The sequence below is a fragment of the Methanobacterium sp. genome (genome assembly GCF_038562635.1).
Taxonomy (GTDB): Archaea; Methanobacteriota; Methanobacteria; order Methanobacteriales; family Methanobacteriaceae; genus Methanobacterium_D.
Genome location: NZ_JBCFBO010000001.1, coordinates 1,041,631 through 1,066,216 on the forward strand (window position 1 = coordinate 1,041,631; position 24,586 = coordinate 1,066,216).

Annotated in this window: 27 protein-coding genes and 1 pseudogene; 16 read left to right on the forward strand and 12 right to left on the reverse strand. The window is 34.5% G+C overall.

Translation table 11 applies throughout. The annotated features are described in order from the left end of the window. Nucleotides 1-77: 77 nt before the first annotated feature. From AAGU07_RS05165 to AAGU07_RS05175, 3 genes and pseudogenes are all read right to left on the reverse strand, one after another. Nucleotides 78-4,382: a PAS domain S-box protein gene (locus tag AAGU07_RS05165; protein WP_342458086.1), complete on the reverse strand. Its 4,305-nt coding sequence runs from the start codon at nt 4,380-4,382 to the stop codon at nt 78-80. A gap of 185 nt (nt 4,383-4,567) precedes the next feature. Continuing rightward, nucleotides 4,568-4,858 carry a hypothetical protein gene (locus AAGU07_RS05170; protein ID WP_342459377.1) on the reverse strand — a complete coding sequence of 97 codons (291 nt, stop codon included), beginning with the start codon at nt 4,856-4,858 and terminating at the stop codon, nt 4,568-4,570. Further along, a pseudogene (locus AAGU07_RS05175) lies at nt 4,776-5,189 on the reverse strand (alcohol dehydrogenase catalytic domain-containing protein). Before AAGU07_RS05175 ends, AAGU07_RS05170 begins: the two are co-directional and overlap by 83 nt. Nucleotides 5,190-5,560: 371 nt before the next feature. On the opposite strand from AAGU07_RS05175, the gene AAGU07_RS05180 reads away from it, so the two are divergent. Together AAGU07_RS05180 and AAGU07_RS05185 are read left to right on the forward strand one after the other, a co-directional pair. Further along, the gene (locus AAGU07_RS05180) at nt 5,561-5,767 is read left to right on the forward strand and encodes a symporter small accessory protein (protein ID WP_048080143.1); all 207 of its coding nucleotides are present in this window, start codon (nt 5,561-5,563) and stop codon (nt 5,765-5,767) included. 12 nt (nt 5,768-5,779) lie between these two features. After that, nucleotides 5,780-7,378 (forward strand): sodium:solute symporter family protein, encoded by a 1,599-nt coding sequence (locus AAGU07_RS05185; RefSeq protein WP_342458087.1) that lies wholly within the window; start codon nt 5,780-5,782, stop codon nt 7,376-7,378. A 26-nt stretch (nt 7,379-7,404) separates the two neighbouring features. Here AAGU07_RS05185 and AAGU07_RS05190 read toward each other — a convergent pair whose 3' ends face one another. The 5 genes from AAGU07_RS05190 to AAGU07_RS05210 form a co-directional block, all read right to left on the reverse strand. After that, nucleotides 7,405-7,575, reverse strand: coding sequence for a hypothetical protein (locus AAGU07_RS05190; protein WP_342458088.1), 171 nt, complete (start codon nt 7,573-7,575; stop codon nt 7,405-7,407). 446 nt (nt 7,576-8,021) lie between these two features. Beyond that, nucleotides 8,022-8,594, reverse strand: coding sequence for an ERF family protein (locus AAGU07_RS05195; protein ID WP_342458089.1), 573 nt, complete (start codon nt 8,592-8,594; stop codon nt 8,022-8,024). Between the two features lie 70 nt (nt 8,595-8,664). Beyond that, a complete protein-coding gene (gene nucS / locus AAGU07_RS05200; protein WP_342458090.1) occupies nt 8,665-9,423 on the reverse strand; it encodes an endonuclease NucS in 759 nt (252 codons plus the stop codon). Between the two features lie 151 nt (nt 9,424-9,574). Next, entirely contained in the window at nt 9,575-10,057 is a 483-nt protein-coding gene (locus tag AAGU07_RS05205; RefSeq protein WP_342458091.1) for a hypothetical protein, read from the reverse strand. Between the two features lie 15 nt (nt 10,058-10,072). Continuing rightward, entirely contained in the window at nt 10,073-10,258 is a 186-nt protein-coding gene (locus tag AAGU07_RS05210; protein ID WP_048080148.1) for a hypothetical protein, read from the reverse strand. A gap of 315 nt (nt 10,259-10,573) precedes the next feature. Between AAGU07_RS05210 and AAGU07_RS05215 the strand changes: the two genes are divergently transcribed. The 3 genes from AAGU07_RS05215 to pyrE all read left to right on the forward strand — a co-directional run bounded on the left by AAGU07_RS05215 (nt 10,574) and on the right by pyrE (nt 11,635). Then, entirely contained in the window at nt 10,574-10,840 is a 267-nt protein-coding gene (locus tag AAGU07_RS05215) for a PRC-barrel domain-containing protein (protein ID WP_069583326.1), read from the forward strand. A gap of 76 nt (nt 10,841-10,916) precedes the next feature. Further along, a complete protein-coding gene (locus AAGU07_RS05220) occupies nt 10,917-11,066 on the forward strand; it encodes an orotate phosphoribosyltransferase (protein ID WP_342458092.1) in 150 nt (49 codons plus the stop codon). Between the two features lie 41 nt (nt 11,067-11,107). Further along, a complete protein-coding gene (pyrE, locus tag AAGU07_RS05225; protein ID WP_342458093.1) occupies nt 11,108-11,635 on the forward strand; it encodes an orotate phosphoribosyltransferase in 528 nt (175 codons plus the stop codon). Between the two features lie 55 nt (nt 11,636-11,690). Here pyrE and AAGU07_RS05230 read toward each other — a convergent pair whose 3' ends face one another. Continuing rightward, the gene (locus AAGU07_RS05230) at nt 11,691-12,215 is read right to left on the reverse strand and encodes a MogA/MoaB family molybdenum cofactor biosynthesis protein (RefSeq protein ID WP_342458094.1); all 525 of its coding nucleotides are present in this window, start codon (nt 12,213-12,215) and stop codon (nt 11,691-11,693) included. Between the two features lie 583 nt (nt 12,216-12,798). Between AAGU07_RS05230 and AAGU07_RS05235 the strand changes: the two genes are divergently transcribed. The 11 genes from AAGU07_RS05235 to mtnA all read left to right on the forward strand — a co-directional run bounded on the left by AAGU07_RS05235 (nt 12,799) and on the right by mtnA (nt 22,417). Further along, nucleotides 12,799-13,308 carry a ribonuclease VapC gene (locus AAGU07_RS05235; protein WP_342458095.1) on the forward strand — a complete coding sequence of 170 codons (510 nt, stop codon included), beginning with the start codon at nt 12,799-12,801 and terminating at the stop codon, nt 13,306-13,308. A 152-nt stretch (nt 13,309-13,460) separates the two neighbouring features. Beyond that, the gene (locus AAGU07_RS05240) at nt 13,461-14,555 is read left to right on the forward strand and encodes a DUF2117 domain-containing protein (RefSeq protein WP_342458096.1); all 1,095 of its coding nucleotides are present in this window, start codon (nt 13,461-13,463) and stop codon (nt 14,553-14,555) included. 9 nt (nt 14,556-14,564) lie between these two features. Next, nucleotides 14,565-15,551, forward strand: a complete 987-nt coding sequence (locus tag AAGU07_RS05245; protein WP_342458097.1) for a methanogenesis marker 2 protein — start codon at nt 14,565-14,567, stop codon at nt 15,549-15,551. A 194-nt stretch (nt 15,552-15,745) separates the two neighbouring features. After that, nucleotides 15,746-17,281: a methanogenesis marker 3 protein gene (locus AAGU07_RS05250; RefSeq protein ID WP_342458098.1), complete on the forward strand. Its 1,536-nt coding sequence runs from the start codon at nt 15,746-15,748 to the stop codon at nt 17,279-17,281. Further along, on the forward strand, nt 17,262-17,705 hold the full coding sequence (locus AAGU07_RS05255) for a methanogenesis marker 6 protein (protein ID WP_069583334.1): 444 nt from the start codon (nt 17,262-17,264) through the stop codon (nt 17,703-17,705). The genes AAGU07_RS05250 and AAGU07_RS05255 overlap by 20 nt, the downstream gene beginning before the upstream one ends. 85 nt (nt 17,706-17,790) lie before the next feature. Continuing rightward, nucleotides 17,791-18,183 carry a DUF2111 domain-containing protein gene (locus AAGU07_RS05260; RefSeq protein ID WP_342458099.1) on the forward strand — a complete coding sequence of 131 codons (393 nt, stop codon included), beginning with the start codon at nt 17,791-17,793 and terminating at the stop codon, nt 18,181-18,183. 72 nt (nt 18,184-18,255) lie between these two features. After that, nucleotides 18,256-18,702, forward strand: coding sequence for a methanogenesis marker 5 protein (locus AAGU07_RS05265; RefSeq protein WP_048080160.1), 447 nt, complete (start codon nt 18,256-18,258; stop codon nt 18,700-18,702). Beyond that, complete coding sequence (locus AAGU07_RS05270; protein WP_342458100.1) at nt 18,695-19,924, forward strand: methanogenesis marker 15 protein; 1,230 nt, start codon at nt 18,695-18,697, stop codon at nt 19,922-19,924. The genes AAGU07_RS05265 and AAGU07_RS05270 overlap by 8 nt, the downstream gene beginning before the upstream one ends. A gap of 21 nt (nt 19,925-19,945) precedes the next feature. Beyond that, nucleotides 19,946-20,497 (forward strand): methanogenesis marker 17 protein, encoded by a 552-nt coding sequence (locus AAGU07_RS05275; RefSeq protein WP_342458101.1) that lies wholly within the window; start codon nt 19,946-19,948, stop codon nt 20,495-20,497. Nucleotides 20,498-20,526: 29 nt separating this feature from the next. Further along, a complete protein-coding gene (locus tag AAGU07_RS05280) occupies nt 20,527-21,378 on the forward strand; it encodes a radical SAM protein (protein WP_342458102.1) in 852 nt (283 codons plus the stop codon). Nucleotides 21,379-21,487: 109 nt separating this feature from the next. Then, nucleotides 21,488-22,417: an S-methyl-5-thioribose-1-phosphate isomerase gene (gene mtnA / locus AAGU07_RS05285; RefSeq protein ID WP_342458103.1), complete on the forward strand. Its 930-nt coding sequence runs from the start codon at nt 21,488-21,490 to the stop codon at nt 22,415-22,417. A gap of 65 nt (nt 22,418-22,482) precedes the next feature. Here mtnA and AAGU07_RS05290 read toward each other — a convergent pair whose 3' ends face one another. The 3 genes from AAGU07_RS05290 to AAGU07_RS05300 form a co-directional block, all read right to left on the reverse strand. Next, the gene (locus AAGU07_RS05290; protein WP_342458104.1) at nt 22,483-22,938 is read right to left on the reverse strand and encodes a zinc ribbon domain-containing protein; all 456 of its coding nucleotides are present in this window, start codon (nt 22,936-22,938) and stop codon (nt 22,483-22,485) included. 217 nt (nt 22,939-23,155) lie between these two features. After that, entirely contained in the window at nt 23,156-23,389 is a 234-nt protein-coding gene (locus tag AAGU07_RS05295; protein WP_342458105.1) for a hypothetical protein, read from the reverse strand. 94 nt (nt 23,390-23,483) lie between these two features. Next, on the reverse strand, nt 23,484-24,503 hold the full coding sequence (locus AAGU07_RS05300; protein ID WP_342458106.1) for a class I SAM-dependent methyltransferase family protein: 1,020 nt from the start codon (nt 24,501-24,503) through the stop codon (nt 23,484-23,486). Nucleotides 24,504-24,586: the final 83 nt, after the last annotated feature.

Genomic DNA, 24,586 nt, shown 5'->3' on the forward strand with positions numbered 1-24,586 from the left:
CGTTTAACTGCAATATGCATTATTGAACCTCCAATACCTTAAAAATACACCCATATAAACAAATCTAAAACTAAAATTTATTCTGATTCTTCTTTTATTGGTATCGCAAAATAGAATGTTGAACCAACACCCTGTTCAGACTCTACCCATATCCTTCCACCGTGGCGTTCTACTATTTTTTTTGCAACTGCCAGCCCAATTCCAGTTCCTTTATATTCATCTCTTGTATGCAATCTCTGGAATAACTCAAAAATCCGTCCTGCATACTGCTGATCCATCCCAATACCATTATCAGAAACTCCTAAAATATATTCATTACTTTCTTCATCTTTTCTAGATAAAATATGGATTTTAGGAGGTTCATCTGGCTTTTTAAATTTAATGGCATTTCCAATTAAATTTTGGAAAAGCTGTATAAGCTGTTTCTCATCTGCAGTTACAATAGGAAGTTTATCATGAGTAATTTCTGCATTATTTTCATCAATAGTCACCTTAAGGTTAAATAATGCTTTATCAAGAGCATTTTGCACATCTGTTGGTTTAAATTCTTCACCCCTTGTCTGAACTCTTGAATACTTCAGTAAATCCTTTATCATTGCCTGCATTCTATTTGTTCCATCCACTATAAAATCTATGAATTCATCAGCATCTTTATCAATCTGGCCCTTATATCGTCGTGCCAAAAGTTGTGTAAAGCTTGAAATCGTCCTTAACGGCTCCTGAAGGTCATGTGATGCAATATAAGCAAACTGCTGTAACTCTTGATTAGAACGTTCTAATTCCCCAATAAGAGTTTCACGTTCTTTTTCTGCATTCTTACGTTCAGTAATGTCTTTAGTTATAGCTACAAATCCAACTGGATTACCTTCAGCGTCACGGATACTATTTCCCGAAATTTCTACAGGAAAAACTTTCTTACCATCTAAAGTAATAGAATTAAGTTCTAAAGTTACACTTCTTTGCTCAGATAAAGCTATTTTTGTAGCTTCTATTAATGTTGGTCTGTCTTTTGGATATATCAACTCCAATGCATTTAGCCCTATTAATTTTTCGCTTGATGATGCAGCGTACATATCCACACTTGCCTGGTTACATGAAATTATATTTAAATTTAAATCAGCAGATATAATAGAATCCGGAGATGATTTAATAGTGGCATTTAACTTTTCCTCACTTTCTAATAATGCTTTTTCAGCTTTTTTACGCTCAGTTATATCTCTTACAATTGCAGAAATTCCTGTAATCTCTCCATCAACATTTTTAATAGGTGATAATGTCACCAGAATATCTATCTTAATCCCATTCTTTTTCATCCTTTGAGCTTCATAATGAGCTACTTTTCTGCCGCTTTTAACTTTTTCTAGAAGTTTAGATGTTCTTTCACGTTCAGAATTAGGAGCTAAATTTAATATGGACTTTCCTACCATTTCCTTGGCAGAATAACCATATATTTTTTCAGCCCCCTTATTCCAGCTTAATATTATCCCGTTTAAATCTTCGCCGATAATAGCATCATCCGATGAATCAACTATGTCTGCTAATCTCTTAATTTGCTCTTCAGCATGTTTACGTTCTGTTATATCCTCTGTTACACCGTACATCTTGTCAGGCTTTCCTTCATCATCTAATAAAACACTACTTCGAGTATGTATATACCTTATTTCACCATCAGGCCGGTTTATGCGGTGTTCTAAATCATATGGCTTAAAAGTTTTTAATGATTCATTCAATGCTCTTCGAACCATCATGACATCAGCAGGATAAACTACTTTTATAATCTCTTCAAAAGGTAATTTACTCTCTTTAACTCCATAAATTCGCTGTCCTTCCCCAGACAATATAAATTCATCTTTTTTTATATTCCATTCATAAGCACCTATTTTAGAAATATGTGAAGCCTCTTCTAAAATAGTTTCACTCCTTCTAAGTTCTTCTTCAGCTTTTTTACGCTCAGTAATATCACGAGAAATAGAAAGAACGACATTTTTTCCTTCTAAGTTAAAAAGATGAGTATTAAGTTCAACAGGTATCTTCCTTCCATCTTTAGCTATCTGAACATTTTCAATTATTGAATATCCTTTTTTAAACATTTCCAATGTCATTTTTAATATAGCAGAAGTGTCTGAATATATATCTAAAGCATCCATATTTAATAATTCATTTTTACTATATCCTAATCGTTTAGATGCAGTTTCATTTACTTCAATAAATCCATTTATAGTGCCGTCATCATTTACCTCAGATAAAGTAATCATATCCGTTGCTTGATCAAATAATTCACGGAATTTCTTTTCACTCTCTTTTAAAGCTTCCTCTGCACGTTTACGATCTGTAATGTCCCTAGAAACAGCTAGAATCATATCTTTTCCTTTGAGCTTGAAGAAATGTGTTGCAATCTCAACAGGTATATTAAAACCATCTTTAGATACAATTATACTTTCATGTCTTGCATATCCCTTTTTTGACATTTCTGATATTACATCCGATACAGAAACAGAGGATTCAGAAGAGACTATATCAAAAGGTGTCATATTTAAAAATTCTTCCTTAGTATAGCCCAACATTTTTAACCCAACTTCATTTACTTCAATAAATCTTCCAGGTATATCTCCTTTAATTTCAGATACAGTTATCATATCATTTGCATTATTGAAAATTTCACGGAATTTTTCTTCACTCTCTTTTAACGCTTCTTCTGCGCGCTTACGATCTGTAATATTACGGGCCATAGAGAGAGCTACATCTTTTCCTCTGAGCTTGAAAATATGTACATTAACCTCAACAGGTATTTCTCCCCTGCTTTTAGTAACACTTTTTGCCTCAAATAGAGTAGATCCTCTTTTTTTAAGTTCTGCCGAGATTTTTGGTATCTGGTCTTTACTATCTGGTGCAAATAAATCTAGAGGAGTCATATTGGAAAATTCTTCTTTACTGTAGCCCAATATTTTAACTGCGGCTTCATTTACTTCAATAAATTGTCCTGGTATCATATCTTCTTGAACTTCCGATAGCACTATTATGTCTAGAGCTTTATTAAACAGCTCACGGAACTTCTTCTCGCTCTCTTTCAAAGCATTTTCCGTGCGCTTACGATCTGTAATATCTCCACATGCCGTAAAAACAAGGATTTTTCCGTCAGATCTCTTTGTTGCACGTGTCGTTTCTTTTACCCATAGTATACTTCCATCTTTACGAACTTTACGTAGTTCCCAGTGAAAAATCTGACCATAATTTTTAATGGCATTTCTTAAGTTCTGTTCTGCAAATTCTATGTCTTTCTCGTAGAATATCTTCAACAACGGCTGGCCAATTAATTCAGGGACTGTATAACCCAGTAACTCAGCCCCAAAGTGATTTACAGATAATACAGTAAAATCAGTATTTATAGTGAAGTACATGAAGGGATTATCATCATATAAAGTACGGAATTTCTCTTCACTTTCTCGGAGTTCTGCAGTTCGTTCTTTAACCTGTTCTTCTAAATTATCACGAGCTTCTTTTAATTTTTCCTCTGCATGTTTGCGCTCAGTTATATCCTCAAGTACTTCCATAGCACCCATTATGTTATCTTCATGGTCTTCAATAATGCTTACTGTGGCGCGCAGCCATCTACCTTCTTTACCCATAGCAGGGAAAAAATTTTCAAGTTCATATGCCCCACTTACAATTTTAGACCGCCTACATTTTCCACTGTGCCATTTTGAAATCCTTTCATAATCTTTTTCTATTAATAGATCAGCGACAGTTGGCCTTTTTTCACTGTAGAGTGCTTTCCATTGATCTTCTGTTCCAACTATATCTTCAGCTTTAATCCCACTATATTCTTCCATAGCCCTGTTCCAATAATTAACCTTATGATCTCGACCTATTATAAATGTAAGAACTGGAGATCCCCTAATTATGGTTTCTAATCTCATTTTATTCTCTTTTAGTTCATTTTCTGCGTGCTTACGTTCCGTTATGTCCAGATCCATCACAATTCCTAAAATAATATTTCCTTCATCATCAGTTATCGGCAAAGAGCAAACACTTATCCATCCTTTTGTACCGTCCCCACGTAAAATTTCAATTTCTTCATCTTTAACTACTTCACCAGTTCTAATTGAACGGGATAATGGCCATTCATAAGATTTATAAGGAGTACCATCTGGATGAAAACCTCTATATTTCTTAAATTCATCAGCACGGGCTGTTTGCGGATAATGCCATATATTTGCAATTTGCTTATTAGCCATAATGAATTTTCCAGAAGGAGCTTCTGCAATAATAATTCCTGCAGGAATATTTTCTACTATTGCACTTAGCTGTTTTTTCTCAATTTCAGAATTTACTCTTTGAGTATTTTCCAAATTTCCTTTTAATGGATTTTTATTCTTTTTCAATCCTATATCTCCCATCCACAGTGCTGCTGAATCTAACTTAAACTATCCCCCTTAGATACATGTAATGTAAAAAATTAAAGGTTAAAATGTGCTATATTAAACTATTCTAATGCACATGCTGCATTTAAAAATATTTACTTTGCCGCCACCCAAATTTAATTACAGGCTTAACTACTGTATCTCTTTTATCGAACTTGGGTGTAAATTTGAGGCGCATCTTCAATGGATATCCTATCTGAAACTATAAAACTTGGTTTAGCTTTGCCATCAAATATCAAATTTCTTAAAAACACGTGTAATTGTTTTACAGGAGTTTGTCCCATACCAATTGTAATTCCTTTTTCCCATAGTTTCCCAAGTGGAAACATTATATTTCCCTGTTTTTCATCTTCATTATCTGCAGCAGGATTTGCCTTGGGATAAACACCGATGATTCCCAAATGTCCGCCTGCATTTATTAAATTTGCAATATCCATATGCAGATCCCGGCTGATCTGGATTTAAGGTGAGGCATGCATTGGTCATACCTTGAATACAATTCAGGCAAAAACCACATGCTATATTAAAAGGCATCACAACCCGATCTCCATGCTTAATTGTACAGCATCTCAAACTTCTTCAATTACTCCCATTAGCTATGCCTAAATATTCTTCCAGATTTCTTGTTGTTTCGCCGTCATACATGTGCAAATCGCTTCCACATATGGCACTACATGTAATTCTTATAATATCATTTGTTGGCTTGCTTATTCTAAAATTTTCCACTTCTTCAACTTTTTTAGGACCTTTATAAACAGCAACTTTCATTTTTTACCATCCAAAATTTTCAATTTTGGGGTTCCAAAATTCATTCTGAATTTTGAGAACCTCCAAAAATTTTTGTTAAAAAATTTTGTGGTTTCTAAAAATCGAAGATTTTTCTCAACCTCCACGTTTGAAGATAATTTTATTGTTGATCATATTAATTATTTATCAATAATTATTACGAAATAATTTGGGTACTCTACCAACTAAAATGAACATAAAAATTACATGAAACATGCCCTAATAACTAAGCACATTCTATTTTTAATAATTTAGGCAGTTTAAATAGGAGCACAAATAGATAAATTTAAAGGTATCTATTTTTAATTATTAATCATTAATTACTTAACATTCAATGAGCGGAGGTGAAAACAGTGGTCCTAGGAATAGATGATCCATGGGTTTGGAGTGCTTATATCTTAACTATATTAAGTATGCTTTTGTGTGTGATCTATGGAGCCTTAAATTGGAATAAAGGCGATGAAGACGAAGAAACACAAGTTAAAGAAGAAATGGAATGGCATAAAAAAGAAAAAGAGATGGAAGAAAAAGAATTAGGGATATGGGATGAAGAAGGATAGGTAGGGATTAAAATGGATAACTACATCTTACTTATTGTTATAGCTTTAATATATATTTTAATGGTGGGTTACGTAGGCTACATAGCCTGGAAAAGGACTAAAAGCGCCGATGATTATATGGTCGCCGGAAGAGAAACCCATCCATTTATCATGGCCCTCAGTTATGGGGCCACGTTTATCAGTACTGCTGCCATTGTAGGTTTTGGTGGAACAGCAGGAGTATACGGAATGGGCCTTTTATGGCTCACAGTGTTGAACATTCTTGTCGGTATTTTTATAGCATTTGTCCTGTTTGGGAAACGAACAAGGAAAATGGGGCATAATTTAAACGCACTTACTTTCCCCGAATTTCTTTCGCGTCGTTTTGACAGTAAATTTATTCAATATTTCAGTGGTGCAGTAATATTTTTAGGAATGCCTTTATATGCATCTGTAGTTTTAATTGGTATGGCAAGATTTGTAGAAACAACAATAGGTCTTAATTATTCAATAGCATTAATTGCAATGGCAGTTATAGTCGCAATTTATGTTGTCTTTGGTGGAATAAGGGGTGTTATGTACACCGATGCCCTGCAGGGAACCATAATGTTTATAGGAATGGTCATATTATTAGGGGCCATTTACTGGATTACAGGAGGTATTACTGCAGGAAACCAGGCTCTCACTAACTTAGTTAATGTAGTGCCCGCTAACGCCACGGCTACGGCAGCAGCTACTGGTTTTACTGGATGGACATCTATGCCTGCGCTTGGAAGCCCATTCTGGTGGACATTAGTAAGTACACTTATTTTAGGAGTAGGTATTGGTGTTTTATCACAACCACAGCTCGTAGTAAGGTTCATGACAGTTAAATCCAACAAAGAACTTAACAGAGCAGTTCTAATTGGAGGAATATTTATATTCATCATGACCGGTACTGCGTTCGTTGTAGGAGCATTATCCAACGTTTACTTCTTTAATACTGTTGGACAGCTGGCAATGCAAGTTGCAGGAGGTAACGCAGATAAAATAATTCCTACATTTATAAGCACCGCCATGCCTGTCTGGTTTGCTTACTTATTCATGATAACTCTGCTTTCTGCAGCCATGTCTACTTTAAGCTCCCAATTCCACGTTCAAGGGACTGCTTTAGGCCGTGATATATACGAAACAGTGACTGGAACCAAAGGTAAATCATCAGTATTAGTTGCAAGGGCAGGAATTACCATTGCAGTTATAATAGCAGTTATTCTGGGCTTTATTTTACCAGATAACATAATAGCTGTTGGAACTGCCATGTGGTTCAGTATAACTGCAGCTGCATTCCTTTCAATGTACATATTTGCATTGTTCTGGAAACGTTCAACCAAAGCAGGTGTAATCTCAGGTTTAGTTATTGGAACATTGTTAAGTATCTTCTGGATGGTATTTGAGTATAAAAAGTCAGCAGCAGCCCTTGGTATTTGTCAAGCGCTTACAGGTAATCCTGTTCTCATAGCTGCAAATCCATGGCCTACAGTTGATTCAATAGTGATAGCACTGCCTGTTGCATTTGTGATAACAGTTGTAGTAAGTTTACTTACAAAACCACAGCCAAAAGAACAGTTAGATAAAATATTTAAGGGAATTTAACTCCCTTTTGTTTTTATTTTTTTAAATTATTTGTATATTCGCTGGACAAAATCAGGACACATTCTAGGATATTTCTTTTCAAATTCTTCCCCTAATTTATTTGTTATCTCTTCTTCGAGCTCTTTATTTTTCGCTGCAGATACAAAAAACGTTTCATTTTCAAAGTAAGTGTTTAAAACCTCCCCACCTATGTGCATTTCAATTTCAAATGGTTTAAAATATGAATGTCCCCTTTGAATCTCTGATAATATTTTGGAGGATAAAATGAGGCGCTTATTATCTTTTTGGGTATAAACATTGTCGGGAGTAGTTATCTTTTTAATATGGAAAGATGCACAGCCCTCTATGTTAGAAGCCTTACGTGTGGTTCAAAAAACACAGAGGAAGACTTTTTTTTCAAAATCAACGCTATATTTAAGATTAACTGATTTCATAAAACCCCTCCTTATTTTTCCAAACAAACTAAGCTATCCTCATTATTATTTTGAATTTTATAGTATATATTCGTCAAAGAATAAGGGGGTTAAAAACAAGTTTACGAATGCATTTAAGTCGTATTTAAAAGTAAAAATTAATTTAAATAAAAAATCTAATTTTAACATATTTCCCAAAACATTTTAAAGAAATTTAAGTAAATTCCCAATTAGTTTCTCTTGAGCTGATCTTCAATCTGTTTAACCTGTTGACCATCATAAAGCTGCTTAGCCTTGCTTATAATTGCATTTTCATTCACGTTAAAATTCTTTGCAACTAACATCTCTTTAATTTCATCTATCCATTTTACTGCTTCAGCATCATCTTGGGAAGGGTTTGATCCATCCTTAGGGCGTGCTTTTGAAGCTATATTCCCATCGTCGTCGTCTTCAGAACTTATTCCTAAAAGTGCTGTTAACTGATAGCGCCTACCGTATGTAATTGCACTCCCAATTCCCTGAGCTGTATTTTTATCAGGTTTCAAGAATAATTTATCAGTTTCAATTACCTCACCTGATGTGTGAATGAGTTTAGTTTGAACATATACATCTCCAGCTTCATTACTTCCAGTATTCTGAATTAACAATATTCCATTTTCAGTTAAAAGAGGACGAACACAGTTTAAAATATCGGGTAATGGCGCGTATTTACTCCTGAAAAATGGATTTGTAGCGGTGTTTGATGGATTCTTAATTTTTCTTTGGACTTCAAGTAGTGCTGCTGCTATATTTTTAATTTCCATTTAAATTACTCCTTTTCAGTTACTAGTTTAGTTAATTACTTAATTTTTAAATTTTAAAACAAACAATGACTTAATCAAAAAAATCTAATTTTATGATATCTTCTTTCTTGATTTTCTTAGGAGGGTGCATCTCCTTAAATTCCAACCCATATTCTTTTAAAAGTTTCATAGCGCTGTCTGTAATAGAAGGTGCCACTAACATTCCCCTTAAACCTTCATTTTCTTCCTTTAAATTATCTACATAACGCTTAAGCTGACTTACCGCGCCCAAACTCCCCCTAACCCTTTTAATTTCTAAAACCATCATGTTTCCATTTTTATCTTTTCCAAGAATATCAATTACTCCATTTGAGATGGATTTTTCCTTTGCAATTGGTTTGAATCCTTCTTCAATAACTTCAGGATTTTCATAGAAAATAATGTTGGCCATGTCTTCCTCACTTCCAATCAAATCCAGTTCTTCATAGTCTTTAGCAATGAAATATGTTGCCATGTAAGTTTTTGAAATTTCAACATCCAGAATCTCCTTTGGATTTTTCCGAATACTTCTTATAAGCATTAAATCATCTTTAACTTTAAATTTAACAGTACATCCTGGAGGCTGCCAGTTTACAGGATTTCTTTTCTCACTTTTGTGAATTAAAAAAGATCCATCAGGCTTTATTATAATTACTCGATCACCTAATTCAAGATTACTTTTAGCCCTACCTTCATAAAATACCCTGCAGCATGCCGTAATTATTATGATGGCTTTATTTTTGAGCCCATCCTTTAGAATTTCATTTGTTTTCTCAATGCTTGGATTTTCTTCTACTTTGAATTTTACCATGGCTATTACTCGTATCGTTAGTTAAATGCATAGCTGGAATAAGAAATTGAAGTATTAACTAAATTAAATTTTAAAAAAAATAAATTGAACATTGCAAAATTAAAATTTTACAGTGTTTTAAGTAATAAAGTAAAAAAAAGGTAAAAAACGATTATTCTTCGTCTTCAAACTCGTCTGCTTTTACAATTTTGAGATTTGGAGTTCTTGCGTTTGGGTTACTTGCCTGAACTGCTTTTACTGTTACGCTTTTGACACTCTTGTTCACTGTTTCTCGGAATGTATCAAAAACAACAGAGTAACTTTCAAGCTGATCTAGCTCAGTATCGTTTAAAGCGTGGCTTAAACTGTCTATTAATTCGTAGATCCTGCCACCTTTTTCTCCATATATTTTAGCAACCTCATCATCGAAGTATGCTGATGTTATAAGCCCACATATCCATTTTTGCTTGTTTTCACGATCTGTGATTATAACATAGAACTCCTGTACTTCTTTACCTTTAATTTCCTTGGATTTTAATTCCCCGACGTATATTTCACCAGTTATTTCACTTTCTGGTTCTAATTGAGAAAGGTACATGGTTTCATAGTCGTCGTCGTAGTTTGCGCTTCCTTTTTGGATTCCTAAATCAATCATTTAATTCACCTCAAACTATTCGCATTGAACGTTTTCATCTTCAGGATGAGAGTATTCAAATCCTTCTTTTCTACACCAGTCATAGAAAGCCTCTGTAGCCCCACGAGATAATCGCCCTTGTTTGTCGCCATATTTTTGTCGTGTGATTCTCCTGAATGCTATCTCCAATTCATCCGGAATGCATACTGTTACCGCTCCCATCCAATCATCATCCTTTTATGAAATATGTTTTATGCTTTATGTTATATGTTTTATTTTTGATATTTAAAGTTTTCGGTTTTTTATGAATAAATTATAATTTAATAAGACAAGAATAAAGAATATAAAAACATTTCACTCAATATTTTCAAGCAGCAAACAAAAAGAATAGATTTAAAATGATATTTTTTGATTATACTTTTTAAAAATGGAATGTATGAAAGTATATGTACCATGTGAAACTTAATTAAAAATAACTATATGTTGAAGTCATTACATTACAATTTATATTCTATATGTAAAAAAAATGGTGATATCATGAGAGTAGTGGAAGAAATTGTGGGAAAAGAAGTTTTAGATAGCTCTGCAACTATAATTGGGAAAGTAAAGGATATTGAAGTTAATCTAGGTACCAAAAGAATAGAAGCAATTGTAGTTGGAAAAGGGGGCATTTCAGAAAGCATAGGAATATCTAAAGAAGAAAATGTCATACCTTATGATATGGTTAAACAAATAGGGGACAAAATACTCCTTAAAGAGTATATAGATGAACCAGGGTTAGAAACACAAGAATTAGGCCTATAATCTTTGATTTTTTGTGTTTGAATGATTTAATTAAAACCTTTTATTTTAATTTTAAAATTTAAACTGGGTGTTAATTTTGGAACTGATTGGAATCTGCAGTGTTTGTGGAAAAGCAGGTAAAATGCATAGCTGCCCTTTATGTGGAAGTATAGTCTGTAAAAGCTGCTATGATGTTTCAAAAGGTATATGTAAGCGGTGCGCAAGCCCTGGAAAAATGATTAAATAGATCCAGATATATAGTCTAAACAAATCTATCTAGTGATGTTAATGAATAACGAAAAAAAGAAACTTATAGACCTTTTAAAGGCAGAGGAAGTTATCAAGTTTGGTAAATTTACACTGGCTTCTGGAAAAGAAAGCGACTACTATGTAAACATGAAAATGGCCATTACAAACCCCGAAATCCTAAAACAGGTTGCAAAAATTGTAGCAAACCAGATAATTGATGATAAAATAGATAAAATTGCAGGCCCTGCTTTAGGAGCTGTACCTATAGCAACATCCATATCCCTTGAGTCATCTATCCCCATGCTTATGATAAGAAAAGCCAAAAAAGGCTACGGGACAGCTGAACTAATAGAAGGAGAACTTGTAGAAGGAGATTCTGTTGTTGTGGTTGAAGACGTAACTACAACCGGCGGTTCTCTTATTAAAGCAATTAAGGCCATTAAAGACAACGGCGGAATAGTTAAAAAAGCAATTGTAGTTGTTGATAGGGCTGAAGGGGCCGTTGAAAACCTTAAAAAAGAAGGAATTACTTTAGAGCCTTTAATTTCAATAGAAGAATTCCAATAAGAAGAAATAAATTATTTATTATTCCTTATTTTGAATACTTAAAAAATAGATTTTATCAATCTCTTAAATGCTTGACAAGATGGCCAAGTTCAGGTATTACTATTTTTAAACCTAAACTCACAGCATTTGGAGATCCTGGAAGAGCTATTATCAATTTATTTTTATAAACACCCGCGGTTGCCCTGCTTAAAATAGCACCAGTTCCAATCTCTTTATATGATTCATACCTAAATATTTCTCCGAATCCATTTAGTTCTTTATTAAACAGGGGCTTTAAAGTTTCAATTGTTATATCCCGAGGCCCGATTCCAGTTCCCCCAGTTGTTATGATAACATCGACATCATAATTTTCTATTATATTTCCTATAGTTGAAACAAGAAGTCCTGCATCATCAGGTATCACTGAGTAAAAAACAAGGTTATTGTTTTCACTTAATGCATCTTTTATTAAACTTCCAGATACATCACTGTCCTTATTCAACAAAAAATCATTATATTTAGAGTCACTTAATGTTATAACTGCACCATTTACAGATTTGGGCGCTTGTTTTTTATGCTCTTTCATACTTTCGCTTTTCATAAAATCATCCTGTATTCCTGATATTAATTAAATAAGGAAATATTTTGAGTTTAATAACTAAATACGATTTAATCGATAATATATATGCCCCATATACTATATTATTTATTTCTATTATATTCTAAATATATACATTATTATATAACCAGTAAAATTAATTTTTAATCCTAAAATAAGACCCCTATCTAAAAATAACGAAGAATAAAATTAATCTAAGGATAATAAGTCTTAAAATGAACATTCAGACCCATTTAACAGTAATAAGAAATCAAAAGATTTATATGTTATCCAATCAAACCATAACTAAATGGCATTAGATCGAATCAATGCTGCAAATTAGATAAAAAGTCGTAGAAACAATTTGGAAACCAGGAGGGCATTAGATCCAATTCAGAGGCGGTTTAATTTTTGCGGAAAAATTAAGAGGAGTCTAATTCGCCCTCCCTGCATACCTTTATTTGTATTTCATCGCATAAAAACTTTCTGTATTTTATGATAATGGAGTGCGAAAATGCCTATTTAAGCCTGAATGTTTTAAATGATTAGATAAATTTATTATTTTTAAAAATTAATAACTGGTATTATGCAAAAAAAGATTTACGTTTTGGACGCGTCTGCAATAATAGGGGGCTTTTATTCAAAAAGCTATGCTAATTTTACCACAAGCGGTGCTATTTTAGAAATTAAAGACTTAAAATCAAAAATATTACTGCAGTCTGCCCTAGAAAATGGACATATTAAAGTAGATGAACCTGATCCTGAAGATACAGAAGAAATTAACCGCATTATTACATCTTCAGGCGATATCCTGCGGCTTTCTGATGTTGATAGAGGTATCGTAGCACTTGCATTTAAATTCAAAAGAAATGGATTTAAACCAATTGTTGTAACCGATGATTACTCCATGCAAAATACCCTTAAGACAATTAGAATTGATTATAAAAGCGTTTTAACCCAGGGAATAAAAGAAATTATTAATTGGGTCAAGATCTGCAAAGGATGTAAAAAAAGATATCCATCAGACTATAAATTTGAAGAATGTGAAATATGTGGATCTCCTGTTTTTAGAAAAAGAATAAAGGCTGTTAAATAATATTTAGCCAATATAACTCTTTTAAAGATAAAAATAAAAGTAATTCTCTAATTAAATCTTATCTAAAAAGAATAAAAATATCACATAATTATTTTTTAAAGCTGCACGTTCAGCGATAATTTTAATATATAATTCATCCAGAGAAAGAGATTATGAAAATTGGTGTAGTTGTGCATGGACCATATATAGTTGATTCAGGTTATGCCAAGAAAATTTTGAACTTACTTCAATATTATGGAGATGTAAAGGCACGACTTGGAGGAACAATGGGTAGAACTGCAGTATATGATGCAGGACTTGAGGATAAGATAGACATAAGCCAAAAATTGTTTCCAAGCGAATCTATTGAAAAATTTGTTCATAATTGCGATGTTATATTCTTAATAAACTATGGAAAATCCAGCGTAACTGGTCATGCATTCGGATTTAAAGTTTGGAGCAGATGTGAAAACGTTCCTCCTTTAATTCAAATTGAGAGACCAGGTGAAGTGGACGGAAGCGTCATAGCCTGGGATAGCTCATTAAGTGAATTTGCAAATCAAATAGCGGGGAGATTATGCTTAAAAGTTGTTGACGCGGAAGAAATAAAGAATGAATTGGTGAAAAGTGAAGTCACACAAACTCGCAGAAAGGTTGCAGGCGTATCTCCTAATGAAAATATATTTGTAAATGGGCTCGTCATTGGTAAATCAACTTCATTTGACGTTACTTTAGTTGCAGAAGATGGGATTATAACTGAAATAATTGGAGGGACCCTTAAAAAACACGGGGTCGAAAAACTCGGCAGAGTTGATTTAACCAAAGTGGTAATAAAAACAGGACTGCTTAGAAGATCAGAAGTCACTCCAAGAGTCGTTGAAAAACCTAAAAATGAAGATAAATTCAATGTAGCCTTTTTAAATCATGCTGCAGAAGATATTTACAAACTAAAAGACGCGGATATTGTTGTAACAGTTGGAGATGATACTACTCTTGTTGCAGGGGATATTCTTTATAGATTTGGAGTTCCCATAATTGGAATTACCGATGGTGATATTGATAAAGTGGTGGAAAAAGGGTTTAAAAATAGCAAATCCTTAATAATAGAACTTCAAAGTGGCCATGATGATATCATTGGCCAAAAAATCTTCCATGAGCTCTTCAATGAAGAAGAAATCATAGAAACAGAAAATATCGAAAGTTTTAAAAATGAAATACTACAGATTATAAATAATAACACCACTTGCTTTAAAATAAAAGAAAACTGAGGTGTACAAGTGGATTTAAACTCTCTCATTGATTCTATAAAAAATTTTGAAGGAATTACACGAAAAAATTCCATAAATCATATTGCAAATATTTTAAAAGAGACCTATAATATTGCTGGAAATACTATTTTAAGCTTTGGCGACGACGCATCTGCCATAGAAATAGGAAATGAAAAATTAGCCCTTCTTGCAGCCGATGGAATGTGGGGAAAACTTATGGAAGCTGATCCACGCTGGGCTGGTTACTGTTCAGTTTTAGTTAACGTGAATGATATTGCTGCTATGGGCGGAAGACCAATTGGTATGACCAATGTTATTTCTACAAAAGACAAAAAAATATGCAATGAAATTATGGAAGGTATTAATGAAGGAGTTAAAAAGTTTGGAGTTCCTATGGTAGGGGGCCATTTACATCCAGATACACCATACAATGCTTTAGATGTGTCTATTACAGGGATAGTAAATAAAGATGATGTTATTACAAGTTGTGATGCTAATATAGGCGACAAGGTTATAATTGCAATTGATATTGATGGAAAACTGCATCCTCAATTCGATCTTAACTGGGATACAACCACAATGAAAAGTGATGAACTTGTACAGGCCCAGATTGAAGTTATGAATAAGATAGGCAGTGAAAAACTGGTAACTGCAGGTAAAGATATAAGCAATCCCGGAACTTTAGGTACGCTTGGAATGCTACTTGAAGCGTCATATGTAGGTGCAACCATCGAACTTGAAAAGATCCCGCGAAATGAAAATGTAAACTGGGAGCAGTGGCTCAAATTATATCCAGGATCCGGTTTTGTTCTTACTGCAGAAAGCAGTAATGTAAACAGGTGTATTGAACTGCTTAAAGAAGTCAATATAACCGCTTCAGTCGCTGGAGAAATTATTGAAGATAAAAAGCTTTATGTGACTCATGAAGACCAAAAAGCAGTCTTATTTGACTTCCAAAAGGATAAAATAACTGGTGTTAAAGAGGAACGATCATAAAATTACCTCACAACATAAATTATTAGACATATAATGATTAAATAAATTAAGCACTATGATTAAAGAATTGAATCACTGCAAATATCTGGCGGTTCATATTAAAGTTCAATAAATATTTCATAGATATAACTCAAAAAGGAAGAATTACTCAATCTAAATAAATCATTCATAAAATTAGTCCATGAGGAGATTTAATGTTTGTAAGGGTCAATGGAGAAGAAATAGACCTCCCTGAGGGTTCTACAATAAAGGATGCTATCAAAGCTGCAAATGCACCATATATGGAAGGCTGTGTCCTCAGTATTATTAAGGGTAAAGAGGAATTTGAAAAGCACGTGAATAAATACAAAATAAAAACCAGTAAAGGAAGCGTGATAATTGAACTACTTGAAAACAGCCCTTCAAATTTAGTTGAAGTATGGAAAAACATGTATAAAGAGTTTGAGAATCAGGAAGTGCGGTGGACGACCTCCAGTGAAGTTTCTCTTGGACCTATTAAAACAAACCTTACTCCAACAAGAGATGAATATAAATATGGAAAATGGGATGTTATTATAAGCCTTTCAGGTTTTACTGCAGATTCAACCCATATCATCTTAAGTAAATCCAAACATGAAGCAGTGTATGGTGTTCCTGAAGGAAGTAATGGAGTTTTTGCTAAGGTACTTGGTGGTAAACGGACTCTACTTAATCTCACAGATGACGATACAGTAAAAGAAATTAAACCTGTTATAGAACGAAGCAGCACTGTAAAAAGCGCCACAGTAATCGATTTAGATACACCCATTACTGAAGGAAACGAATTATTTACTTATGTTTTAATTAATCCTGAATTCAAATCTCCACAGTCTGTTGAACATTTCTTTGCATTATCTGAAGACGGTAAAATCAAGGTAGACTATGAATCTAATTCTTTTGTAGGGTTTTACAGATTACAAGGGCTTTCAAAACCTTCAGAATATATAGATCAAAGAACACGAGGAACAGTCACCCTCAGAAATACAGGCAAAGGAACTGGACGGGTTTACATTTACCGAGAAGACAGGGTTTCTACACCCCCCCATACAGTTATAGGGCACGTTAATAAAGGAATACAACTTTTAGATATTGCAAATACTGGAGATTATATCACAGTTAAAGCAGACCCTGAAAGGGTAATGACACTTTCTATGACCCAAAAAGAAGCAGAAGAGTATCTATACTCACGAGGTATAGAACAAATACGTGAGGGCTTAGATGACGATGATGCAATAGTTGTAAGTCAAAATCCATTGTATACAACTGAAATTATCAGTGCTAAAAAGGTAAAAACACTTGGAGTTAAGGAAGATGAAATAATCTACATCGATATAGATGATAATGCACCAAGATCTTCATGGTACTTCCAGAAAATTACAGGACTTCTTGATTATCCCATAGGATCTCTTAAAGTTCACTTCGCATTCCCCGGAATGAAGGTAATGATGTTTGAGGGAAAAGCAAAAGAAGCACGAGGACTTGTCCCCGAAAATATTCCATCACAATGCATAAATGCAGGTCAAATTGGAATAACCAACATGTCAAGAAGACATGTAGGAATGATTGGAGTGAGATTTGAGGATAATAACGAATTTGGCCCTACCGGAGAACCATTTGCCGGGACCAATGTCGTTGGCCATATTGTAAAAGGACTTGAAAACCTTGAAAAATTTAAAGAGGGGGCGACAGTTTATGTCTCAAGAAAACTCTGAAAATTCTAAAGTTACCCGTATGATAGTACTGGGACCATCTGCACAAATAAATCAGGCAGAACTGGTTCAAAAAATTCATATGATGGAACTTCCACTTACCATTAAATCAACATGTTATGGAGCTATAATACACGGGGACGAACCTGTTGTAAAAGAAGCTGTAACTAAAATAAGAGAATTAGATCCATGTAATATATTTACAAAAGATAGAGGATTCCCCCCAGGAGATACAAGGCGTTGCAGAGCCAAAAGAGGGGCAGCAAGAGAAGGTTTCCATCAGCTCGAAAAAGAATATGAACTGCTGGACTGCTTAAGGGAAGCTCTTGAAAATCCACGGGAAGTCCATGTGGAAAAACCAAAGAAAATTTCGCCTGATGAATTCAAAAAGCTCATAGAAGAAAGTGAAAAGCCTCGAAAACCATAGGTTTTCAATGGGGCCTAAAATTATAAATTTTCGAGCATAATTAAAAAAATTCCTAAGATCATATATTTATAAAATATTAAGAGGAATGATAAAAATGCAGATAACTTCTTCTTCAAATAGTAAAGAGATAGCCCCAATGGCACTCGCTATCCACCAGCTTGTGAATAAATTACCCATAACAATGCGCTGCAAAAACTCCAATGGAGTTAGAATAGAAGAGGGCGAAATTGTAGATTATAATTATACCGGCCCTGTCCTTGAAAAAGTATTAAAAAATGGCAAGCTTATCCATGAAACACCTGAAACTGGCATTTACGAAGGAATTCCAGTGGTGGTTGTCCCCATAATTGAAAAAAATGAAGTTATCGGTGCAGTAGGAATTGTAGACCTAACAAGAGGAATATTCAGTGACCTCATGCAGATAGCAAGGAGACCGGACCTCATAAAATCTGAAACACCCAAAGGTGAGTTTTATTAGTATGATGATGCATTTTACAAATTTAAAAATAAAAGGAGACTTATCCAGATAACAGTTACAGGAGATGTTTAATTGAAAATAGCTATATTCCCTCCAAATTCATTAATTTTATCGGATTTAGTTGAACGACGAGGACACGAACCACTTTCACTAATGAAAGAAGTAAGAAAAAAAGTTACAGATGTGGAGATAGATTCACCTCCACTTAACATAACTGAAGCAGAACCAATAAAAGGACTTAAATATGCAGCTATTGAAGTACCATCAGGAGTAAGGGGCAGAATGGCCATATTCGGGCCTTTAATAGATGAAGCAGAAGCTGCAATAATCATGCAGGAAGCTCCTTATGGATTTGGTTGTATAGGCTGTGCCAGAACTAATGAACTTTCCATGTACTACCTAAGAAAGAAGGACATCCCTATACTCGAACTTCAATATCCAACTACAAGAGAAGAAGCCATAGAAATGGTAAACAAAATTAACACTTTTTTAGACTCACTGGAGGAAAAAAATGGTTAAGATAGCCCAATTATCCTGCGGAACAGAATACAGTGGTATTCAAAAGGAAATAGAAAAAGCTGCCGCGACTTTTGACGCGGAAATTGTTATTCCTGAGGCAGATTTAGATTACATTGATGAAGCTTATGAAAAATTCGGGTTTGCCGCTGCAAGTAGCGGTATCAAGCTTATGATAGCAAGGGCAATGTCCCTGGTTGAAGGAAAATCAACCGCAGATGCCGTATTCATTGCAACCTGTTTTAGATGTGCAGAGGGTGCACTGGTTAGAAATGAACTGAGGAGGCTTATACAGGAGAATACTAACTTACCTGTTGTGACCTACTCATTTACAGAAAAAACCAAAGCTGACGAGCTTTTCATAAGAATGGAAGCACTGACAACAATTGTTGCCAGAAAAAGCCTCCTTGCACGTGAAAAACAGGACGGTCTCACAATTGGGATAGATTCTGGTTCAACCACCACAAAAGTTACTTTAATGGAAAACAACAAGATAATAGGAACAGGATGGCTCCCAACAACCGATGTTATCCAGTCTGCAGAAGATGGGATGAAAAGCGCCTTTGAGGGAACTGGATATAAATTAGACGATGTCGACGGTATGGGTGTAACTGGATATGGAAGGCTGACCATAGGAAAACACTACAATGCTGCATTAATCCAGGAAGAACTCAGTGTAAACTCAAAAGGAGCTGTTTACCTTGCAGACAGTCAAAAAGGTGAAGCTACTGTGTTAGACATTGGTGGTATGGACAACAAGGTTATAACTGTTAACAACGGAATTCCAGATAACTTCACCATGGGGGGAATCTGTGCCGGAGCATCAGGACGGTTCCTGGAAATAACTTCACGAAGATTGGGAGTGGATATAAGTGAACTTGGAGCACTGGCTTTAAAAGGAAATTACAAGAATGTTCTTTTAAACAGTTACTGTATGGTATTCGGTATTCAGGATCTGGTTACTTCACTTGCTGCAGGAGGTACCAAAGAAGACGTGGCAGCCGCTGCGTGTTACTCTGTAGCAGAACAAGTTTATGAACAGCAGCTCCAGGAAATTGATGTTCGTGAGCCCCTGATTCAGGTAGGAGGAACATCACTTGTAGAAGGCCTTGTAGAAGCTGTAAGTACAGTTCTTGGCGGTATCAAAGTTATTGTGCCAGAAAATTCACAATACATCGGTGCAGTTGGTGCTGCGCTTCTAGTATCAGGTTTAGGGAAAAAGTAGTTGTCTGCATGGAGATATTAAATGATAGTTGAATCTTACGATGAAAACGGTGCAAAAGTCTATGAAATGGTTATAAGACAGACATTACAAGATCTCCAGGTTTCAAGAGCAATTAAAGATATGAAAGTGTTTGCAGACCCAAGAGAGCCTGTATTTATCATTGTAGTCGAATATGAAAAAGCTGCATCTCCCCTTACAATTGACGATCTTGCAGAGTATGAATATAAAAAAGATGAAAACAACTTATACATAAGGGTTAAAGATGAAACTTACCTTCCAGAGTTACTTCAAAAATTATGGGAAATTGAAGGAAGGGAAAATATACAACAGCCCAGCAGATATGAGATTATAATAAGCAATCCTAAAGCCAAAGTGGAAGGAATTATTATCCACGACCCCCAAGAGGACTTAAAAAAAAAGGTATATGATGCCATATTCAGAATAATACCTGAAGGCTTTAGGGTTATAGACCATTTATCAGAAGGTAATGTTATTGCAATGGTCTGTTCTGATGAAATTATTAAAGACGAATGGATCAAAAAGCGAGATGAGATGATTAAAAAACTTAAATAATAATTAAAGCCTCTTAAGGAGATAATAAAATGAAAGAAAGTAAGTTTGCCCATATAACAAAAGTGCACCCCTGCTTTAATGAAAAAATGCACGATAAAGTTGGAAGAATTCACGTTCCAATTGCACCAAAATGTAATATTCAATGTAATTTCTGTACAAGGGACATCAACAAATGTGAAGTCCGTCCAGGAGTTGCTTCAAGAGTCATGACTGTCGATGATGCAATAGAACATGTCAGGAAAGTTACAGGTGAGATGCCAATTTCTGTGGTGGGTGTTGCAGGCCCTGGAGATGCCCTATTTAACGATGAAACATTTGAATTCTTTAAACGTGCAGGCAAGGAGTTTCCTGAACTTATAAAATGTATGAGTACAAACGGACTTCTTTTACCAGATAAAGCCGATCTAATTGCCGAATTAGGTATAAATTCAGTGACAGTCACCGTAAATGCAGTTGATCCTGAAATAGGAAAAGAAATTTACAGCGGAGTTTTCTATGACGGTAAAATGTACAAGGGAGAAGAAGCATTTAAAATACTCTCCAAAAACCAGCTTGAAGGCATAGAAAAACTTGCAAAAAAAGATGTAGTGGTAAAAGTTAACGCTGTACTGATTCCAGGATTAAACGACGAGCATATAATTGATATTGCAAAAGAAGTCAAAAAACGAGGGGCTTCTTTAATGAATGTAATCCCTCTCATACCACTTAACAAATTCAAAGATTACGAAAAACCAGGATGCGCACAAATAAGTCAGGTAAGAGATGCTATTGAAGAAATAATACCTGTATTTAGAGCATGTACCCAATGTAGAGCAGATGCATACGGAGTTCCTGGTAAAGAAGACAAACACCTGGATATGACTCCAGCAAGCCACTATTAAATAAACTAAGGATCTATCCTTTTTTTAAATCTTTTTATTTTTACTAAAAACAGTAACTATTTTTTTTGTTTTATCCAAATAGGAATATACTAATTAAGGAGAAATTTTAATGAAAACAATGTTCTGGGAAGATAATCAACTTGTACTCATTGATCAAACTAAATTACCTCATGAACTGGTTTATTACCACTGCAAAACTTATAAAGATGTAATTCACGCCATTAAAACCATGAAAGTACGCGGTGCCCCTGCAATAGGAGTTGCTGCAGCCTTTGGAATGGCACTTGCAGAATTAGAAGGTGTTGACCTCGAAAATGCAGGAGAAGAAATCAAAGCTGCGCGTCCAACAGCAGTAAATCTTTTCTGGGCAGTTGACAGAGTGCTTAAATCAGATAATGCACTTGAAGAAGCTTTAAAAATGTACGATGAAGACATCGAAACAAATAAAGCCATTGGAAAACACGGCGCAGAAGTAGTAGATGATGGAGACACAATTTTAACCCATTGTAATGCAGGAGCTCTTGCCTGTGTAGATTATGGGACTGCTTTAGGAGTTATAAGGGCTGCATTTGAAGAAGGAAAGAAAATTAAAGTCATATGTGATGAAACCCGGCCTTTCTGCCAGGGCGCAAAGTTAAGCGTCTTTGAGATGCAGCAGGAAAATATTCCAGTGAAGTTAATCGTGGACAACGCTGCAGCAAGGATGATGCAGACAGGAAAAGTAAATAAAGTAGTTGTTGGTGCAGATAGAGTTGCAAAAGGTGGAATAGCCAATAAAATAGGTACTTTGATGGTTGCTCTTGCTGCAAAACGGTTTGATGTGCCATTTTACGTCGCAGCCCCTAAAAGTACATTCGATTTTGAAAATTCAATATATGATACTAAAATAGAAGAAAGAGACCCTAATGAAGTCCTTTACTTTGGCGAATGTAGAGTTGCACCTGAAGGAACTGAAGTTGAAAATCCCTCATTTGATATTGTGCCCAGTGACTTGATTACAGGCATAATTACTGAAGAAGGTATTTTGGAGCCTTTTTAATTCATTTAAGCTCCATTAATTATTAATTATATCAATTTATTATTATTTTTTCCAATCAAATTAGTTTACAAAGTTCCATTGTAGTTCCACCAGCCACCAAAAGGTTCTGGTTCAATTCCTGCAACTAGAAACAACAGCAGTATCATAATAGCCACTATTACAACATATTTACTTTCTATGTCAATCCAATGCCCTAATTTGTCATTCATATACTCAGGAAATGATACTAACAAAATCAAGAATATAGACATTAAAGTTATGAAGACTTCACAGATAAGAACTAATTGTATTCCCGATTGAAAATAGTAGGGCCATCCTGAGGATAAAGAACCTGATAACAATAAAGCACCTAAAATAAAGCCTAAAGCACGTATCCACTTATTATAGTTACTTTTAACTTCTTTAATAGGAGTCGGTGATTGAGTCATCTGTTCTCCCAGTGGCGATGTTAATCTTTCACCGCAACTTGAACAGTATTTAGCATCATCTGGGTTTTGAGTTCCGCAGTCCTTACAAAACATATTATAGACACCTTCTAATTAATAATAGGTATTAACAAATGTTACTACATAAAAAAGGTTAATTCTCTTTTTATTTAAATATATCTTTATTTACTTCTTGAGAACCCCATAATATAAAGAATAGATTTAAAAACATGTCTTATATTTTAATATTATTAAAATAAAATTAAATTTATTCTAATTTACAATATTAGTCACACCATATATAATCTTTAGGTTATATATCATTTATAAACTCTTCTTTATACCAGTAAAATACCAGCTGGCCGCCGCATTCACATGAGTCAAAGTCTTCTGGATTTTCTCCTTCTTGAAGTTCATAGTAACCCCCGCATTCACTGCATACTAAATACCCATTTGTGTTTTCCTCAAGTAGTTCTAATTTTGCATTACAACATATGCAAAAGGTGAAATTTGGAGGATTTTGAGTTCCACATTTCTCGCAACGCATAATAAATCATCTTATGTATAAAATTAATATTTCCTAACTGAAAACATAAGATATAGAATATTTTATTATATAAAGTTTACTCGCTTATCCCAAATCAAAAAACTCGGGCATCGATACCCATATGCCATTTACCGGGGCTTCTGGAGCGAACTTTACGTTTATCGAGAATTTCAACTTTCCTAGGGTAAGCAGCCTCTTTAAGTCTCGCAATGGGTTTTTCAAAACTTTCAGAAAACTCGTAGTAGTGAATGATCCCTCCAGGTTTTATATGCTGCACCGCAGTGTCCAGAAATTCATATGCACTTCCCGGGAGATTCATGATTATCATATCTGCTTTAATGTCTTTATTTTCCAGAACTTCCCTGACATCCCCTAAGATTGGGATTACTTTATCCTGGACTCTATTAAGCTCAATATTTTTCTCTGCATATTTATAGGCTTCAGGGTTAATGTCAATCGCATAAACAGTCACATCATGATTTTTTGCAATGAGCACAGGAAACGGGGCAACTCCAGCAAACATATCCACGATCACTTCGCCGTCTTTTACGCTGTCCGCCACTCTTTTTCTCTCAGTTGCCAGTCGAGGGCTGAAATATACATTTCTAACATCAAGCATTAGCCTGCATCCAAATTCCTGGTGAACAGTTTCAGATATATCTTCTCCAGCAATATGTTCCAGTTCCCTTGTCCTTATAATTCCTTTAATTTCGCTTGTTTTTCTAAAAATCGCTTTTCTTTTTGTAAATTTTAGTGCAGCTTCCCCAATTAGCTCTTTATAATCTTCCAGATCATCAGGTATCTCTAAAATAACAACGTCACCAATTATATCAAATGATCCCCTTATTTCATCAATCGTCTTATCATCAATTTTACCCTTTAGATAATCTTTAAGGCTCAGGGGGCCTCTTTTTTGCATTTCAAATGCAGTTTCTATTATTTCACATTTTTGTCCAATTAGCTCCTGCATATCTTGATCTGGCTTTTCATTAAGGGGAAGTATAACAAAATCATCTTCACGTTTTATTCTAGCGTCAAGATTCAGTAGTGAATGATTCAATAAAATTTTGCGCACATCATTTGCCATATCTTTGGGAATTTTTAGACCTATCATGATTTTCCTCGTAATTAAAGCTTTAAGTTGGTATACCTAAATATTATCATGATTAAAATATAATCATTCTGATAATTATGGTT